This is a genomic window from Streptomyces sp. NPDC005808, assembly GCF_042871385.1.
Taxonomy (GTDB): domain Bacteria; phylum Actinomycetota; class Actinomycetes; order Streptomycetales; family Streptomycetaceae; genus Streptomyces.
On the sequence record NZ_JBIAIK010000010.1, the window covers coordinates 1 to 14,338 of the forward strand.

The window sequence follows — 14,338 nt, forward strand, 5'->3', positions numbered from 1 at the left end:
ACACAACACCCACTCTCCCCCCCGCGACCCCCCGCCCCCGGGGTCGGGGGCGGGGGGGGGTGGTGTTGTGGGGTTGATGGCCCGCCCGCGCGGGGGGGGGGGGGGGGGGGGGGGGGGGCGCGCCCCCCCCCCCCCCCCCCCCCCCGCCCCGGCGCCCCCCCCCGCAACCGGTTCAGCTCGCCAGTGCCTGGGCAGCCTCCTCCGGGGCCCCGCTCACTCGCGGATCCGAGACCCGTACCGCCGGCGCCGGAACCTCTCGATGTGCCGGGTCCCGTACCTCGCCCACCAGGAGTTCCAGTACGTCCTCCAGCGCGACGAGGCCAAGGACCTTGCCGGACGCGTCGGCGACCTGGGCGAGGTGCGTCGCGGCGCGGCGCATCACGGTGAGGGCGTCGTCCAGGGGGAGTTCGGCCCGCAGGGTGGTCATGTGATGCCAGTTCTGCTGGGGCACCGCCCGGTCCGACTCCTCCAGGTCCAGTACGTCCTTCACATGCAGGTAGCCCATGAAGGCGCCGTTCTCCGCGACCACCGGGAAACGGGAGTACCCGGTGCGGGCGGTGAGCGCGACGACCTGGCCAGGGGTGACCGAAGGGCCCACGGTCACCAGGGAGCCGGAGTCGAGGAGGACGTCCGTGACCGGGCGGGAGCCCAGCTCCAGGGCGTCCTCGAGGCGCTCCTGCTCCTCGGGGTCCAGCAGACCCGCCTGCCCGGAGTCCTCGACGAGCCGGTTGAGCTGCTCACTGGTGAAGACCGCCTCGACCTCGTCCCTGGGCTCCACGCGGAACAGCTTGAGGATCACCCGCGCACAGGCCCCGAGGCCGACGGTGACCGGCCGGCACAGGCGCGCGAACGCGACCAGACCCGGGCTGAGCCAGAGCGCCGTCTTCTCGGGCGCGGCCATCGCCAGGTTCTTCGGCACCATCTCGCCGATGACGAGGTGGAAGAAGACGACCGAGGCGAGCGCGATGACGTACCCGAGGGGGTGGATCACGCCGTGCGGCATGTGGACCGCCTCGAAAAGCGGTTCAAGGAGCTGCGCGACGGTCGGCTCGGCGACCGCGCCGAGCGTCAACGAGCAGACGGTGATGCCGAACTGGGCCGCGGCCATCATCTGGGGCAGTCGCTCCAGGCCGTACAGCACCTGTCGCGCCCGGGCAGTTCCCAGTGGTTCGATCTGGCTGCGCCGTACGGAGACGAGCGCGAACTCGGCGCCGACGAAGAAGCCGTTGGCGAGCACCAGCAGGGCGGCGAAGAGGAGTTGGAGCACGCTCATCGGACGGCCTCCGCGACAGGCGCGGTCCGCACGAGGCGGACGCGTTCGGCGCGGTAGTGCCCGACTTGGCGCACCAGCAGCCGCCAGCCCGGCAGTTCGGCCCTGTCACCGGCGGCCGGGATGCGGCCGAGCAGATCGGCGACGAGGCCCGCCACGGTCTCGTACGGGCCCTCGGGCACGTCGAGCCCTATGCGCTTGAGGACGTCGACGCGGCAACTGCCGTCGGCCTCCCACGCGGGCTTCCCGTCCTCCGGTGGCGCCGCCGCGAGTTCGGGCAGATCCTGCCCGTCGTGCTCGTCGCGCACCTCACCGACGAGTTCCTCGACGATGTCCTCCAGGGTGACGACGCCCGCCGTACCGCCGTACTCGTCGACGACCACGGCGATCGGCTGCTCGCTGCGCAGCTGCTCCAGGAGCGGCCGCACCGGCAGCGTCTCGGGGACGAGCAGCGGTGCCTGCGCGATCCGGCCGACGGGAGTGCGCAGCCGGTCTCGCGAGGGGACCGCGAGGGCGTCCTTGAGGTGGACCATGCCGACGATCTCGTCGATCCGCTCCCGGTAGACGGGGAAGCGGGACAGGCCAGTGGCCCGGGTGAGGTTGACGACGTCCTCGGCGGTCGCCGAGGACTGCAGGGCGCTGACCTTCACGCGCGGCGTCATGACGTGCTGCGCGGTCAGATCGGCCAGCGACATGGTGCGGACGAAGAGATCCGCGGTGTCCTGCTCCAGAGCGCCGGCCCGCGCGGAGTGCCGGGCGAGGGAGACGAGTTCGCCGGGGGTGCGGGCGGAGGCCAGCTCCTCGGCGGGCTCGACGCCCAGGGCTCGTACGAGACGGTTGGCCACCGCGTTGAGCGCGGCGATCACCGGGCGGAACGTGCGGGCGAACATGTGCTGCGGGCCCGCGACGAAGCGGGCGACCTGCAGGGGCTTGGACACGGCCCAGTTCTTGGGCACGAGTTCGCCGATGACCATCTGCACGGCCGCGGCCAGCAGCATGCCGACCACGACGGCGACGCCGGGCACGGCGCCCTCGGGCAGGCCGGTCGCGGCGAACGGTCCGTGCAGCAGCTCGGCAAGCGCCGGTTCGGCGAGCATGCCGACGACGAGTGAGGTGATGGTGATGCCGAGCTGGGTGCCGGAGAGCTGGAATGACAGCTCCTTGAGCGAGTTGACGACTGTCGCAGCCCGTCGGTCGCCTTCGGCGGCCGCCTTCTCGGCGTCGGGCTTCTCGACCGTGACGAGGCCGAACTCCGCCGCGACGAAGAATCCGTTGGCGAGAATGAGCAGGAATGCCGCCCCAAGGAGCAGCAAGGGGACGATCATGCCGCCGCCTCGATATGTCGGAAGGGGGCGGCGCAGGTACTACAGGACGATCCGTCCATCGCTGGAGGGAGTCACTCCTCGGGTAGCTGGGGGCCTCTGAATACCGGCTGGCACATCAGCGGCGGAGGCGCGATGCGAACGCCTCCGCCAACAGATTAATCAAGACATGGGCCCGTGCGGCAGGGTGGAAGGCTGAGAGTCAGCCCTGATGTTCCTCCGAGTCACCCGTGGAGCGGGCTTCGGCGAGGGCTCTCAGGGCACGAGCGTCCTCGATCGCGCGGTGTTTGGCGATGCCCGGCTGGATGCCGAGCGCGGGCAGACTGGTGCCGTCACTGAGGTTGAGGAACACCCAGGGATCGCCCGGGCGCAGGTTGACCTGGAGGATCTCCGCCCAGGCCAGGCGCCTACTGCTGGCGATGTTGACGACGGTTACGCCGCCCTCGTCGGCGACGACCTTGGGCCGGGCCAGCATCAGGAGCACCCCGAAGATCAGGGCGCCGGTGAAGATGAAGCTGAGTTTTTCCCCCGGGCCGAGCTGCTCCAGAAGCATCACGACTGTGGTGAGGACCACAAGGATCGCGACACCGGTACCGACCAGGACGACCCGGGTTCGTGACGGCCGGAAAGTGACGGGCAGAGCGGGAAGTTCGGACATGGTCTTGAGGTCCCTCAGAGCCGGCAGGCGTGGATGGCCGTGGTCAGGATGGCCCGCGCGCCGAGCTCGTACAGATCGTCCATGATCCGCTGGGCTTCCTTGGACGGCACCATCGCGCGGACGGCGACCCAGCCCTCGTTGTGCAGCGGCGAGATGGTCGGCGACTCCAGGCCGGGAGTGAGCGCGACCGCCTTCTCCAGGTGCTCGGCGCGGCAGTCGTAGTCCATCATCACGTACGTCCGTGCCACCAGGACGCCCTGGAGGCGGCGCAGGAACTGCTGCACCTTGGGCTCGGCGTCCGCGGAGACATCGGCGCCGACGCGGCGGATGACGATGGCCTCGGACTTCATGATCGGGTCGCCGAACACATCGAGGCCCGCGTTGCGCAGCGAGGTGCCGGTCTCCACGACGTCCGCGATGACCTCGGCCACGCCCAGCTCGATCGCGGTCTCGACGGCGCCGTCGAGGTGGACGACGGAGGCGTCGATGCCGTGGTCGGCGAGGTGCTTGGCGACGATGCCCTCGTACGAGGTCGCGACGGTCTTGCCCGCGAGGTCCTCGATGGAGTTCGCCGTACCGGGCTTGGTGGCGAAGCGGAACGTGGAGCGGGCGAAGCCGAGCGGGAGGATCTCCTCGGCGCTGGCGCCCGAGTCGATGAGCAGGTCCCGTCCGGTGACGCCGATGTCGAGCCGGCCGGAGGAGACGTAGATCGCGATGTCGCGGGGGCGGAGGTAGAAGAACTCGACCTCGTTCTCCGGGTCGACGATCCGCAGTTCCTTGGACTCCCGGCGCTGCTGGTAGCCGGCCTCATGCAGCATCTCCGCCGCAGGTCCTGACAGGGAACCCTTGTTGGGGACGGCGATGCGCAGCATGAGGTCGGCTTCCTTTGCTAGATGGTTCGTTCGTACTTGCGGGGGTGCTTGGCTACGGCTCAGAGGTGGGCGTACACGTCGTCGAGGGAGATCCCGCGCGCGACCATCATCACCTGGACGTGGTAGAGCAGCTGCGAGATCTCCTCGGCGGCGGCTTCCTTGCCCTCGTACTCGGCGGCCATCCATACTTCGGCGGCCTCTTCGACGACCTTCTTGCCGATGGCATGAACGCCCTTGCCGATCAGCTCGGCGGTGCGCGAAGTGGCGGGGTCGCCGGTGGCGGCCTTGTGCTGGAGCTCGGTGAAGAGCTCCTCGAACGTCTTATTGGACATGGTGGCTCTCACCCTACGCGCTCACGCCGATCGGCTAGCGCCAGGGTTCGGATACTGAGCGGAGGGTGGCCGCGGTCGCCACGGCGGCCGTCACCGCCTCGTGCCCCTTGTCCTCTTTGGAACCCTCGATGCCCGCACGGTCGAGGGCCTGTTCCTCGGTGTCGCAGGTCAGCACGCCGAAGCCGATGGGGACACCGGTGTCGATGGAGACCTGGGTGAGGCCCTGGGTGACGCCCTGGCACACGTACTCGAAGTGGGGGGTGCCGCCGCGGATGACGACGCCCAGCGCGACGATGGCGTCGTATCCGCGGCCCGCGAGGACCTTCGCGACGACCGGGAGCTCGAAGCTGCCGGGCACCCGCAGGAGGGTCGGCTCGTCGATTCCCAGCTCGTGCAGGGCGCGCAGCGCGCCGTCGACCAGGCCGTCCATCACCTTCTCGTGCCACTGTGCCGCGATGACCGCGACGCGCAGGTCGCCGCAGTTGCGTACGGACAGTTCAGGTGCACCCTTGCCGCTCACGTCTCTCCTCAGTGCTGTTCTGGTGCTGTTGTGGTGCTGTGCTGGTGCTCTTACTGGTTGCCGCAGGCCGACACCGTGGTCGTGTCCAGCCAGGGCAGGTCGTGGCCCATCCGGTCCCGCTTGGTGCGCAGGTAGCGGAGGTTGTGCTCGCCCGCCTGTACGGGCATCGGCTCGCGGCCGGTGACCTTGAGGCCGTGCCGGACGAGCGCGTCGGTCTTGTCGGGGTTGTTGGTCATCAGGCGGACGCTCGTCACCCCCAGGTCGTCGAGGATCTGGGCGCTCGCGCCGTAGTCGCGGGCGTCGGCGGGCAGACCCAGCTCCAGGTTGGCGTCGAGGGTGTCCCGGCCGCGCTCCTGGAGCTCGTACGCGCGCAGCTTGGACAGGAGGCCGATGCCGCGCCCCTCGTGGCCGCGCAGGTAGACGACGATGCCCCGGCCCTCGGTCTGGATGCGTTCCATGGACGTCTGGAGCTGGGGGCCGCAGTCGCAGCGCTGCGAGTGGAAGACATCGCCGGTGAGGCACTCGGAGTGGACGCGGACCAGGACGTCCTCGCCTTCGCCGATCTCGCCGTGGACGAGGGCGACGTGCTCGACTCCGTCGAGGGTGGAGCGGTAGCCGTACGCCGTGAACTCGCCGAAGGCGGTGGGCAGCTGGGTCTTGGCCTCGCGGCGGACGGTGGGCTCGGCGGCGCGGCGGTAGGCGATCAGGTCCTCGATGGAGATGATCGTCAGGCCGTGCTTGCGGGCGAAGGGGATCAGTTCGGGGAGGCGGAGCATGCGGCCGTCCTCCCCGGCGATCTCGACGATCGCGCCGGCCGGGCGCAGGCCGGCGAGGCGGGCCAGGTCGACGGCCGCCTCGGTGTGGCCGTCGCGGACCAGGACGCCGCCGGACCTGGCGCGCAGCGGGAAGACGTGGCCCGGCCGGACGAAGTCCTCCGGCTGGGCGCCGCCGTCCGCGAGGAGCTGCAGGGTGGTGGCACGGTCGGATGCCGAGATGCCGGTGGACACACCGTGAGCGGCTGACGCGTCGACCGAGACGGTGAACGCCGTCTTCATCGACTCGGTGTTGTCGTCGACCATCTGCGGGAGCCGGAGCCGGTCGAGTTCGTCACCCTCCATGGGGGCGCAGATCAGACCGCGGCACTCGCTCATCATGAAGGCGACGATCTCGGGGGTCGCCTTCTCGGCGGCGATGACGAGGTCGCCCTCGTTCTCCCGGTCCTCGTCGTCGACGACCACGACCGGGCGGCCGGCCGCGATGTCGGCGATCGCCTTCTCGACGGGGTCGAGGGCGAAGTCCTCGATATTGTCCCTGCTGTACCAGACCGGCGCCGATGTCATGCCGGGGCTCCTTCCAGGACGGGCTGCCCGGCCTTGCGGGAGCGCAGCCACCAGTCGCGCATGCCCCACAGGACGAGCGCGCCGTAGAGGACGTAGACGAAACCGGAGAAGGCGAAACCGTTGGCGAAGTTGAGCGGGACGCCCACCAGGTCGACCAGCAGCCAGGCGAACCAGAACTCGACCATGCCGCGCGCCTGGGCGTACATGGCGACGACGGTGCCGACGAAGATGTAGGCGTCCGGCCACGGGTCCCAGGAGAGGGTCGGGTACGCCTTGAACAGGAGGCCGACCGCGAGGGTGCCCACGGCGGCCGCGCCGAGTAGCGCGCCGCGCTCGCGCCAGGTGGCGAACCGTACGGCGATGGAGCCGTCCTGAGCCTGCCTCTTGCCGCGGTTCCACTGCCACCAGCCCCATGCGGCGACGACCATGACGACGACCTGCTTGCCGGCGCTGCCGGACAGGTGCGCCGTGGCGAAGGCCGCGAGGAGGATGACGCCGGACAGGAACTGGACCGGCCAGGTCCATATGGAGCGGCGCCAGCCGAGCGCGAGGGCGATCAGACCGATCGTGTTGCCGATCATGTCCGACCACTTGATGTGCTGGCCGAAGAGCGTGAATGCCTCGGAGTTGAGCCAGTTCACCGCGCGGCCTCCTTGCCGCCGAGGAGGCGCTCCACGTACTTGGCGATGATGTCGACCTCGAGGTTGACCGGGTCGCCGGGCTGCTTGAGGCCGAGCGTGGTCAGCGCGAGGGTGGTGGGGATGAGGCTGACGGTGAAGTAGTCGGGGCCGGCCTCGACGACGGTCAGGCTGATGCCGTCGACGGTGATGGAGCCCTTCTCGACCACATAGCGGGAGAGGTCCGCGGGGATCGAGACCTTCACGATCTCCCAGTTCTCGGACGGCGTGCGTGCGATGACCGCGCCCGTGCCGTCGACGTGGCCCTGCACGATGTGCCCGCCGAGGCGTGCGCCCACCGCGGTGGGGCGCTCCAGGTTCACACGGGAGCCGACGGACAGGGCGCCAAGGCTTGAGCGGTCCAGGGTTTCCGCCATGACGTCGGCGGTGAACTCGTCGCCCTCATGTTCGACGACCGTGAGACAGACGCCGTTGACGGCAATGGAGTCGCCGTGCTGTGCACCTTCGGTGACTACAGGGCCACGAAGTCGGAAGCGTGAGGCGTCGCCGAGGTTCTCGACGGCGGTGATCTCACCCAGCTCTTCGACGATTCCGGTGAACACTTCCCGGGTCCTCCTGCCTCGTGGGGCACGGACTCCGGGGCCTGTCGATGACGACAGAATGAACGGACTGCGACACCGGGAACGATGCCGAATGAGACTCGTCCCGTCAGGACAAGTCGAAACAAACGGCAGCGCGCACGAATGCCCGCCCGCCGCGCACTGCCTCCCATCCGGACTTTAACCGTCGGTCCAGGAATTTCACCTGGTCAACCGGCCGCTGGAAGCGACCGGGTCGCGGACTGTAACCGCCGGTTCGGACTTTCACCGACCCCGGAGTGCGCTGCTTCTGGTACATGGCCAGTGTGCCACGTCTGATCGACGCCCATGCGGGCGAACAACTGTGGGCTGACTCACAGGCGGTATGGATGGACTTCCATGAGGACACAAGAGGAGACAACACCGGTCAACTCGGCTGGTACCGCGCATGCTTGACCCTTCGGGCCACACCGCATGGCTGAGGCTGGTCCATACCTATTGACCTCACTGGTCTAGTCCTCCTAGGGTCGCGATCATGGCTCGGCGATACCCGGCTGAGCGTTCACGACGTGTCGCATCCGCCCCCCGAGCGGCCCGGCGGCGGTGACGGAGGCCCTTGCCCCGCCGCCGGGCCTTTCAATCCGGCCCGTCCGAGCCGCCCGATCCGGCCGAGCGCCCGATCCGTCGGGGCCGACGCACTACCGACCCGGCGGCACGAACCCCTACCGGCCCGGCGGTGCAAACAGTTCGTCCTGAGCGCCTTCCCGGGCGGTCAGCAGCGCGCCGCGCAGCACCGCGCTCCCGCCCAGCGCGCTCGCGCGCACCTCCACAGGCAACGGCGACATCCGCGCGAGCCGCTCCTCGACGCGTGAAGCGAGCACGCTCCCGCCGGCCTGCCCGATCTCGCCTCCCAGGACGACGCAACCCGGGTCGAGCACAGCGACGACGGAAGCAGCACCGATGGCGAGCCGGTCGGCGAGGGCGTCGAGGAAACGGGAGGCGGGAGTTCCCGCCTCCGCCGCACTCGCACCCGCACCCGCAACGGCACCGGCACCGGCACCGGCGCCCACGCCCTCAACCGCACGGATGCCGGCGCCCACACGCGCACCCGCCCCCGTGTCCACGACCGATCCCACCGCCTCCCTCACCAGCGCCGCCGCATACGGCTCGTGCGGTATCCCTTCCGCCTCGACGCCGTACTCCGCCGCGAGCCCCGCGATCGCCACCGCCCCGGCGAGGGAGTGGAAGCCGCCCTCGCAGTCCGTCGCCGACGGCAGCTTCACGGTCCCCGGCACCGGCAGGAACCCGATCTCGCCGGTACCGCCGGAGGCGCCGCGGCGAAGGGAGCCGTCCAGGACGACGGCGGCGCCGGTGCCGTGGCCGAGCCACAACAGGACGAACGTGTCACGGTCGCGGGCTGCGCCGTCGCGCTGTTCGGCGAGGGCGGCGAGGTTGGTCTCGTTCTCGACCAGGACGCGAGCGGCGGGGAGTCGTTCCTGGAGGGCGGCGGCGAGCCGGCGGTGCCACTGGGGCAGCCCGGTGGAGCCGCGGAGCTCGCCGGTGACGGGGTCGATGAGGCCGGGGGCGCCGATACCGACGGTGTGCAGCCGCTCCGCCCCAGCCTCCTTGGCGGTGCGCTCCACCAGCGCGACCGCCTGCTCAACGGCGGGCCCGGTGCCCGTGTCATCCGTGATGGGCACCGACGCCCGCGCGAGTTCGGCGCCCAGCAGGTCGGAGACGACGACGGAGACGCCCTCGGTGCGGACGTCGAGGGCGGCCAGGTGTGCGCGGTCGGCGACGATCCCGTACAACCGCGCGTTCGGACCGCGCCGTTGTGATCCAGACTCCCCCACCACCGAGATCAGCCCGGCGAGGGTGAGACGTTCGACGAGGTCGGCGACGGTGGGCCGGGACAGTCCGGTGAGCTGCTTCAACTGCCCTGCCGTCAAAGGGCCCTCCTGCTGCATGAGCTGCAGGGCGAGCCGGTCGTTGATGGCCCGGGCGGTGCTCGGAGATGCGGGCATGCCGGGATCCTTCCAGATCAGCGAGGGCGCGGAGGCTTCGTCTCCGGCCCCGGCCGTAAATTCTCTATTTATCAGGCAGGGTTCCTGATAGTTTACGGCAACAGTACGGGGAGGACGTCCGGGAGGGGCAGCGGCACCATGGATGAAGTGGTCTACGACATGCGCAAGTTGAAGCGCGCGCGATACGCCGTGGCCGCCGTGTTCGCGGTGCACGGCGCGGTCACCGGGTCCTTCGCGACGCGCGTGCCGTGGATCCAGGACCACGCGGGGCTCAGCACCGGCCAGCTGGGGTTCGCGCTCGCCTTCACGGCCCTGGGCGCGTCCGTCTCCATGCCGCTGGCCGGCCGGATCAGCCACCGCTTCGGTTCGCGCACGGCCCTGCGCGGCCTGCTGGCCCTGTGGACGCTCGCCCTGCTTCTCCCGTCGCAGGCGCCGAACCTGCTCAGCCTCTGCCTGGCGATGTTCACCTTCGGCGCCACGGCCGGCATGGCCGATGTCGCCATGAACGCACTGGGCGTCGAGGTCGAGCGCGGCCTCAACAAGTCGATCATGTCCAGTCTGCACGGCATGTGGAGCGCGGGCGCCCTGACCGGCTCGGCGGCGGGCACGGTCGCCGCACACCTGGGCACGGACGCGCGCCTCCACCATGCCCTGGCGGCGGCGACCCTCACCGTCCTCGGACTGGTCGCGTGTCGTTGGGTGCTCGACCTGCAGGCCACCGAGGACGAGGAGCCACCGCCGCGGTTCGCGCTGCCACCACGGTCGGCGCTGCTGATCGGCGCGGTCGGGTTCTGCGCGGTGTTCGCGGAGGGCGCGAGCCTCGACTGGTCGGCGGTGTACCTGCAGGACGAACTGGGCAGCTCGGCCGGTCTCGCGGCGGCTTCGACGACCGGCTTCATGCTGACCATGGCGGTGGCCCGGCTCGTGGGCGACACGGTGGTGAACCGCTTCGGCGCGGTACGCACCGTGCGGGCGAGCGGCGTCCTGGCCGTTCTCGGCGGGCTGCTCATCGTCGTGGCGGATCATCCCGCGGTCGCGATGACCGGTTTCGCGCTGCTCGGCCTGGGCATCGCCGTGGTGGTCCCGCTGTGCTTCGCGGCAGCCGGTCGCAGCGGACCCAACCCCAGCCAGGCCATCGCGGGCGTCGCCACCATCACGTACACCTCGGGTCTTGTGGCGCCGAGCGCGATCGGCACGCTGGCGCAGGCGACGAGTCTGATGGTGTCGTTCGGCCTGGTGACTGTGCTGGCGTGCGGGGTCGTCGCCTTCGCGGGTGTGCTGCGCGCCGGCGACCGGGAGCGCCCGAAGGTCAGTCCGCCGGCCGCAGCAGTTCCTGGCCCACGGCTCTGAACCGGTCGCTCCACGACGTCGGGCGCAGTGTCCCCGCGTCCAGCCTGACGAGGACGCGCGTGCCGTGCGCGTACGTCACCGCGCCATCGGCCGAGCAGAAACGGAAGCCGTACGTCAGTCCGGTGTTCCCGAGCCGCTCCAGCCAGAGGTGGACGGCGTACGCGCCCGGCCGCTTCACCGGGGCCTCGTAGCTGACCCGCAGTTCCTTGACCGCGTTGCAGAAGTCGCCCGCCGCCTCCCAGTCCCCCTCGAAGCCGCGGAAACCGCGCTCCTCCCAGAAGGCCGTCCAGGCGCGCTCGACCATCACCGGGTACCGGGCGTTGTGGAGCAGCCCCAGCGCGTCGAGATCGTCGAAGTGGACGGTGACGGGGATGAGCCGTCCGTACGCGAGAGCGGGGGCGATCGGGGCTTCGGCGGTCACGGGCGGGGCTCCTGAGGGTGCCGGACGGGGCGGTGGGGTCACCCCATCCTAAGCAACCGCTCAGGAACCCCTGCTCAGGGGGCTCCTACGGCGTCGACTCAGCCCGTGATCGAGTCCAGCTGCTCGGCGGCGGGGCGCAGCGCCCACAGGTCCCCGCCGGGCGGCGTTTCCAGCTTCGGCACCGCCGCACGCGCGGCCTTGTCACCGGCGTCGGCCGCCGCGTGCACGACATCGCTCGCCGCGAACCGGTAGAACTCCAGCTCCGGGTGGGCCCAGGGTGCGGCTCCGGTCGCGGCGGGCAACAGGTAGTCGACCGCCTTGAACAGGCTCTGGCCGTCGGGCCCCTTGTACGACCACAGGTTCACGCCGACGTGCTGACCTATCGCCGCGAGGCGGGTATAGGCGACCAGGTCGAAAGTCGAGTAGTGCCAACTGCGGGTGCGGGCCAGCTCCTGGGGCTGGCTGCCGTCGGCGGCGATCTGCGGGGCGATCCGCTCGGCCCGCGCGTCCAGGACCGTCTGCCGTGCGAGATCCCTGTCCCCGGTCGCGTACGCCAGGCCGGCGAGCAGCATGTCGTAGAAGGTGCCGTGGTTGTTCTTGGCGGCGCCCTCCTCCTTGCCGAAGGCGCTGTCGGCCAGCCAGTCGCGCAAGTCGGTGTTCCAGGCGAGCATTTCGGAGCGGTCGGCCTTCGACCAGCCGGGGGCGCCCGTGTCGAGGATCGCGAGGGCGTCCAGGACGCTCGTATAGGACTGGGAGAAGTCGATGATGCCGATGGCGCGGCCGTCGTACTTGCAGGGGATGAACTGCCCGTGGTTCAGGTTCGGGTTCATCCGGGTGCCGGGGGCGAGGAACCAGGTGCGCAGGACGGAGGCGGCCTTCTCGGCGTACTGCTTCTTGCCGGTGTAGTACCAGGCGAGTGCGAGGTCGTACGTCGAGTCGAAGACCTTCTCGACGTCCTGGCGGTCGGTGCCGGTGTCGACCTCGGGGTTGCGCTGGCCGTCACGCTGGACGTAGGGGCAACCCCAGGGATTCTCGGCGGTCTTGGGCTGGGATGGCCACCAGTAGGGGGCCTGGCTGAGGTAGTCGTGGACGTCACCGCTCGGGGCGGGTCTCGGCTTGTCGACGACCGTCCAGGGGCCTTGGTTCAGCCAGTTGTCGGCGCGGGCCGTCAAGTTCTCCAGGGTGCGCCGGAGTTGGGGATCGCCGCGGTCCAGGCGGACCTTGGTCTGCCGCAGGCGGGCCCCGTCGAGGACCGCGGTCTTCGGCGCCTTCGGCTCGGCCTGAGCCACCGCGGAGGGGACGACGACGGCCGCCAGGGTGACAACGGCCGCAAGGAGCACGCCCAGTCGAGGGCTCGCACTCATCAGTCACTCCGATCATAAATGTGAACGCAGTTCATGAGTAGGATCGTGCGAGCGTAGGGCTGCTGCCCGGCCCTGACAATGGCCCGGACAGATTCACGTACAGAGAAAGCGAAGCCCGCACCAGGGACCTCGGCGTGCGCTGGAAACGACACGGCGACGGGCGTACGCGATCATGCTGTCCGGCGTCGCGACGGTCGTCTTCCTGCTGGCGACCCACGGCCGCGTGCCCAGCCACCTCGGCTGTTCGCTCTCCTTCGGGGGCGTCGCCGCGGTGATCCGCGCGCAGGGCTCGACGCCCGCCCACCGGGCCGCCGCGGGCTTCGCCCTGCTCTTCACGAGCAAGGACTCTCAGGTCGCCAAGTCATAGGCGTAGGCGGGCGAGAAGGTCCCCGGGGCGCCCTTGCAGCCGTCCGACTCGCCCGGCAGCTTCACCCACAGGTAGGCGTCGATCCGCGCCTCTCCGGTGTCGAGGGTCGGCGCCCGTCCGATCCTTCGGCCCGCCGGATCGCACCACTCGCCGTCCGCCGGGGCGCCGTTGCCGTTCCGGCTGGTGTCGATGACGGCTCCCAGGCTCGCCGGGCCGCCGAGAGCGGACAGCACCTCTCGGGCGTACGTGCTCTCCGTGCTCGTACGGTGGAAGTTGGACACGTTCGTGAAGATGCCGTCGGAGGAGGCGGCCGAGGCCGCGCCCGCCTGTTTGAGGAATGCGGCCTGGGCGGCGGCCGGTTTCCAGCCGGAGTGGCCGGCGTCGTAGTAGACGCGGGCCCGGGGATCGGCGGCCTTGAGGACGCGGCCGGCGCGGGCCAACGAGGCGAAGCGGTCGGCGCGTTGGCCGGCGGAGAGGCAGTCGGCCTGGGCGACCGAGTCCGGTTCCAGGATGACGATGACCTCCCGAGACCCCAGCCCTGCCGCGAAGTTGTCGATCCAGCCGTCGTACGCGTCGAGGTCGGGTGCCCCGCCCTCCGAGGCACCGCCGCAGTCGCGCCCCGGGATCGTGTACGCCACGACGACCGGGACCCGGCCCTGCGCGGCGCCGCCCGAGGTGACCGCCCTGACCCGCCTGGTGATGGTGGACGGCGTGAAGTCGGCGAACCAGACCGCGGCCGGCCGGTCGGCTATCCGCGACTCGATCACCGCACGCCGGGAGTCGCCCGGATTGGCGGCGACCCAGTCGAGCACCTGGGATTCGGGGTGCCGGTAGAGCCCGGCGGAGGCGGCCACGGTCGCGGTTTTCCCCTTGTCGGCAGAGGCTTTCGAACCTGAACCTGAACCTGAACTCGAACCCGAACTCGAACTCGAACCCGGGCTCGGCTTCGGTGAAGGGGACAGCTTCGACGGGGACGGTGAGACCGAGGCCCCGGTCGGCGACGGGGTCGGTACGGCGGGCAGCGGCAGGAGGCTGGGGGCGTGGGTCACCAGGGGTTCGGCGTCGTCGGACGCGCGCCCGTCGCCGAGCGCGGACATCATCCCCGTGACGCTGCCGACCGCGACCACGACCGAGGCCGCCGCGACCATGGCACCGCGCCGGGCCGCCCGCCTGCGCTCGGCCACGCGCGCGACCGCTCGCTGGGCACGTGAGCCTGACACGTACTGCTCCCCCCACTCCCGCCACGGACGTGTTCCCCCGTTCTGGGGAAGCGTCCGGCCCG

Annotated in this window: 14 protein-coding genes, 1 pseudogene and 1 riboswitch; of the genes and pseudogenes, 2 read left to right on the forward strand and 13 right to left on the reverse strand. The window is 70.6% G+C overall.

Going from position 1 to position 14,338, the window contains the following annotated elements:
• Positions 1–172: 172 nt before the first annotated feature.
• The 10 genes from ACFYPC_RS22305 to ACFYPC_RS22350 all read right to left on the reverse strand — a co-directional run bounded on the left by ACFYPC_RS22305 (position 173) and on the right by ACFYPC_RS22350 (position 9,554).
• Positions 173–1,273 carry a hemolysin family protein gene (locus tag ACFYPC_RS22305; RefSeq protein WP_388678897.1) on the reverse strand — a complete coding sequence of 367 codons (1,101 nt, stop codon included), beginning with the start codon at positions 1,271–1,273 and terminating at the stop codon, positions 173–175.
• The gene (locus ACFYPC_RS22310; RefSeq protein WP_388678900.1) at positions 1,270–2,595 is read right to left on the reverse strand and encodes a hemolysin family protein; all 1,326 of its coding nucleotides are present in this window, start codon (positions 2,593–2,595) and stop codon (positions 1,270–1,272) included. Before ACFYPC_RS22310 ends, ACFYPC_RS22305 begins: the two co-directional genes overlap by 4 nt.
• 199 nt (positions 2,596–2,794) lie before the next feature.
• Entirely contained in the window at positions 2,795–3,250 is a 456-nt protein-coding gene (locus ACFYPC_RS22315) for a PH domain-containing protein (protein WP_388678903.1), read from the reverse strand.
• Positions 3,251–3,264: 14 nt separating this feature from the next.
• On the reverse strand, positions 3,265–4,122 hold the full coding sequence (gene hisG, locus ACFYPC_RS22320) for an ATP phosphoribosyltransferase (RefSeq protein WP_388678906.1): 858 nt from the start codon (positions 4,120–4,122) through the stop codon (positions 3,265–3,267).
• Between the two features lie 59 nt (positions 4,123–4,181).
• Positions 4,182–4,454 carry a phosphoribosyl-ATP diphosphatase gene (locus ACFYPC_RS22325; RefSeq protein ID WP_388678908.1) on the reverse strand — a complete coding sequence of 91 codons (273 nt, stop codon included), beginning with the start codon at positions 4,452–4,454 and terminating at the stop codon, positions 4,182–4,184.
• A 34-nt stretch (positions 4,455–4,488) separates the two neighbouring features.
• A complete protein-coding gene (ribH, locus tag ACFYPC_RS22330) occupies positions 4,489–4,974 on the reverse strand; it encodes a 6,7-dimethyl-8-ribityllumazine synthase (RefSeq protein WP_385741053.1) in 486 nt (161 codons plus the stop codon).
• A gap of 50 nt (positions 4,975–5,024) precedes the next feature.
• Positions 5,025–6,314 carry a bifunctional 3,4-dihydroxy-2-butanone-4-phosphate synthase/GTP cyclohydrolase II gene (locus ACFYPC_RS22335; protein ID WP_388678911.1) on the reverse strand — a complete coding sequence of 430 codons (1,290 nt, stop codon included), beginning with the start codon at positions 6,312–6,314 and terminating at the stop codon, positions 5,025–5,027.
• Entirely contained in the window at positions 6,311–6,955 is a 645-nt protein-coding gene (locus ACFYPC_RS22340; RefSeq protein WP_388678914.1) for a nicotinamide riboside transporter PnuC, read from the reverse strand. The genes ACFYPC_RS22335 and ACFYPC_RS22340 overlap by 4 nt, the downstream gene beginning before the upstream one ends.
• Positions 6,952–7,554, reverse strand: coding sequence for a riboflavin synthase (locus tag ACFYPC_RS22345; RefSeq protein WP_388678916.1), 603 nt, complete (start codon positions 7,552–7,554; stop codon positions 6,952–6,954). Before ACFYPC_RS22345 ends, ACFYPC_RS22340 begins: the two co-directional genes overlap by 4 nt.
• Positions 7,555–7,706: 152 nt before the next feature.
• Positions 7,707–7,837, reverse strand: a riboswitch (FMN riboswitch).
• A gap of 415 nt (positions 7,838–8,252) precedes the next feature.
• Positions 8,253–9,554 carry an ROK family transcriptional regulator gene (locus ACFYPC_RS22350; protein ID WP_388678919.1) on the reverse strand — a complete coding sequence of 434 codons (1,302 nt, stop codon included), beginning with the start codon at positions 9,552–9,554 and terminating at the stop codon, positions 8,253–8,255.
• A 138-nt stretch (positions 9,555–9,692) separates the two neighbouring features.
• Here ACFYPC_RS22350 and ACFYPC_RS22355 point away from each other — a divergent pair, with 138 nt between their 5' ends.
• A complete protein-coding gene (locus tag ACFYPC_RS22355; protein WP_388678922.1) occupies positions 9,693–10,904 on the forward strand; it encodes an MFS transporter in 1,212 nt (403 codons plus the stop codon).
• Here the strand turns inward: ACFYPC_RS22355 and ACFYPC_RS22360 are convergent.
• Complete coding sequence (locus ACFYPC_RS22360) at positions 10,864–11,325, reverse strand: acyl-CoA thioesterase (RefSeq protein WP_388678924.1); 462 nt, start codon at positions 11,323–11,325, stop codon at positions 10,864–10,866. The two genes, ACFYPC_RS22355 and ACFYPC_RS22360, sit on opposite strands and share 41 nt — an antisense overlap.
• Before the next feature lie 98 nt (positions 11,326–11,423).
• On the reverse strand, positions 11,424–12,689 hold the full coding sequence (locus tag ACFYPC_RS22365; protein ID WP_388678926.1) for an alginate lyase family protein: 1,266 nt from the start codon (positions 12,687–12,689) through the stop codon (positions 11,424–11,426).
• A 166-nt stretch (positions 12,690–12,855) separates the two neighbouring features.
• Between ACFYPC_RS22365 and ACFYPC_RS22370 the strand changes: the two are divergent.
• Positions 12,856–13,017: pseudogene (locus tag ACFYPC_RS22370) on the forward strand (nitrate reductase); the annotation flags it as partial.
• Positions 13,018–13,037: 20 nt separating this feature from the next.
• Here the strand turns inward: ACFYPC_RS22370 and ACFYPC_RS22375 are convergent.
• A complete protein-coding gene (locus ACFYPC_RS22375; RefSeq protein ID WP_388679463.1) occupies positions 13,038–14,204 on the reverse strand; it encodes a glycoside hydrolase family 6 protein in 1,167 nt (388 codons plus the stop codon).
• Positions 14,205–14,338: the final 134 nt, after the last annotated feature.

Bases quoted from the DNA above. Each gene is read 5' to 3' on its own strand.
- hisG (WP_388678906.1), bottom strand. From the start codon at position 4,122: ATGCTGCGCATCGCCGTCCCCAACAAGGGTTCCCTGTCAGGACCTGCG.
- ACFYPC_RS22305 (WP_388678897.1), bottom strand. From the start codon at position 1,273: ATGAGCGTGCTCCAACTCCTCTTCGCCGCCCTGCTGGTGCTCGCCAAC.
- ACFYPC_RS22365 (WP_388678926.1), bottom strand. From the start codon at position 12,689: ATGAGTGCGAGCCCTCGACTGGGCGTGCTCCTTGCGGCCGTTGTCACC.
- ACFYPC_RS22355 (WP_388678922.1), top strand. From the start codon at position 9,693: ATGGATGAAGTGGTCTACGACATGCGCAAGTTGAAGCGCGCGCGATAC.
- ACFYPC_RS22325 (WP_388678908.1), bottom strand. From the start codon at position 4,454: ATGTCCAATAAGACGTTCGAGGAGCTCTTCACCGAGCTCCAGCACAAG.
- ACFYPC_RS22350 (WP_388678919.1), bottom strand. From the start codon at position 9,554: ATGCCCGCATCTCCGAGCACCGCCCGGGCCATCAACGACCGGCTCGCC.
- ACFYPC_RS22335 (WP_388678911.1), bottom strand. From the start codon at position 6,314: ATGACATCGGCGCCGGTCTGGTACAGCAGGGACAATATCGAGGACTTC.
- ACFYPC_RS22315 (WP_388678903.1), bottom strand. From the start codon at position 3,250: ATGTCCGAACTTCCCGCTCTGCCCGTCACTTTCCGGCCGTCACGAACC.
- ACFYPC_RS22310 (WP_388678900.1), bottom strand. From the start codon at position 2,595: ATGATCGTCCCCTTGCTGCTCCTTGGGGCGGCATTCCTGCTCATTCTC.
- ACFYPC_RS22375 (WP_388679463.1), bottom strand. From the start codon at position 14,204: ATGGTCGCGGCGGCCTCGGTCGTGGTCGCGGTCGGCAGCGTCACGGGG.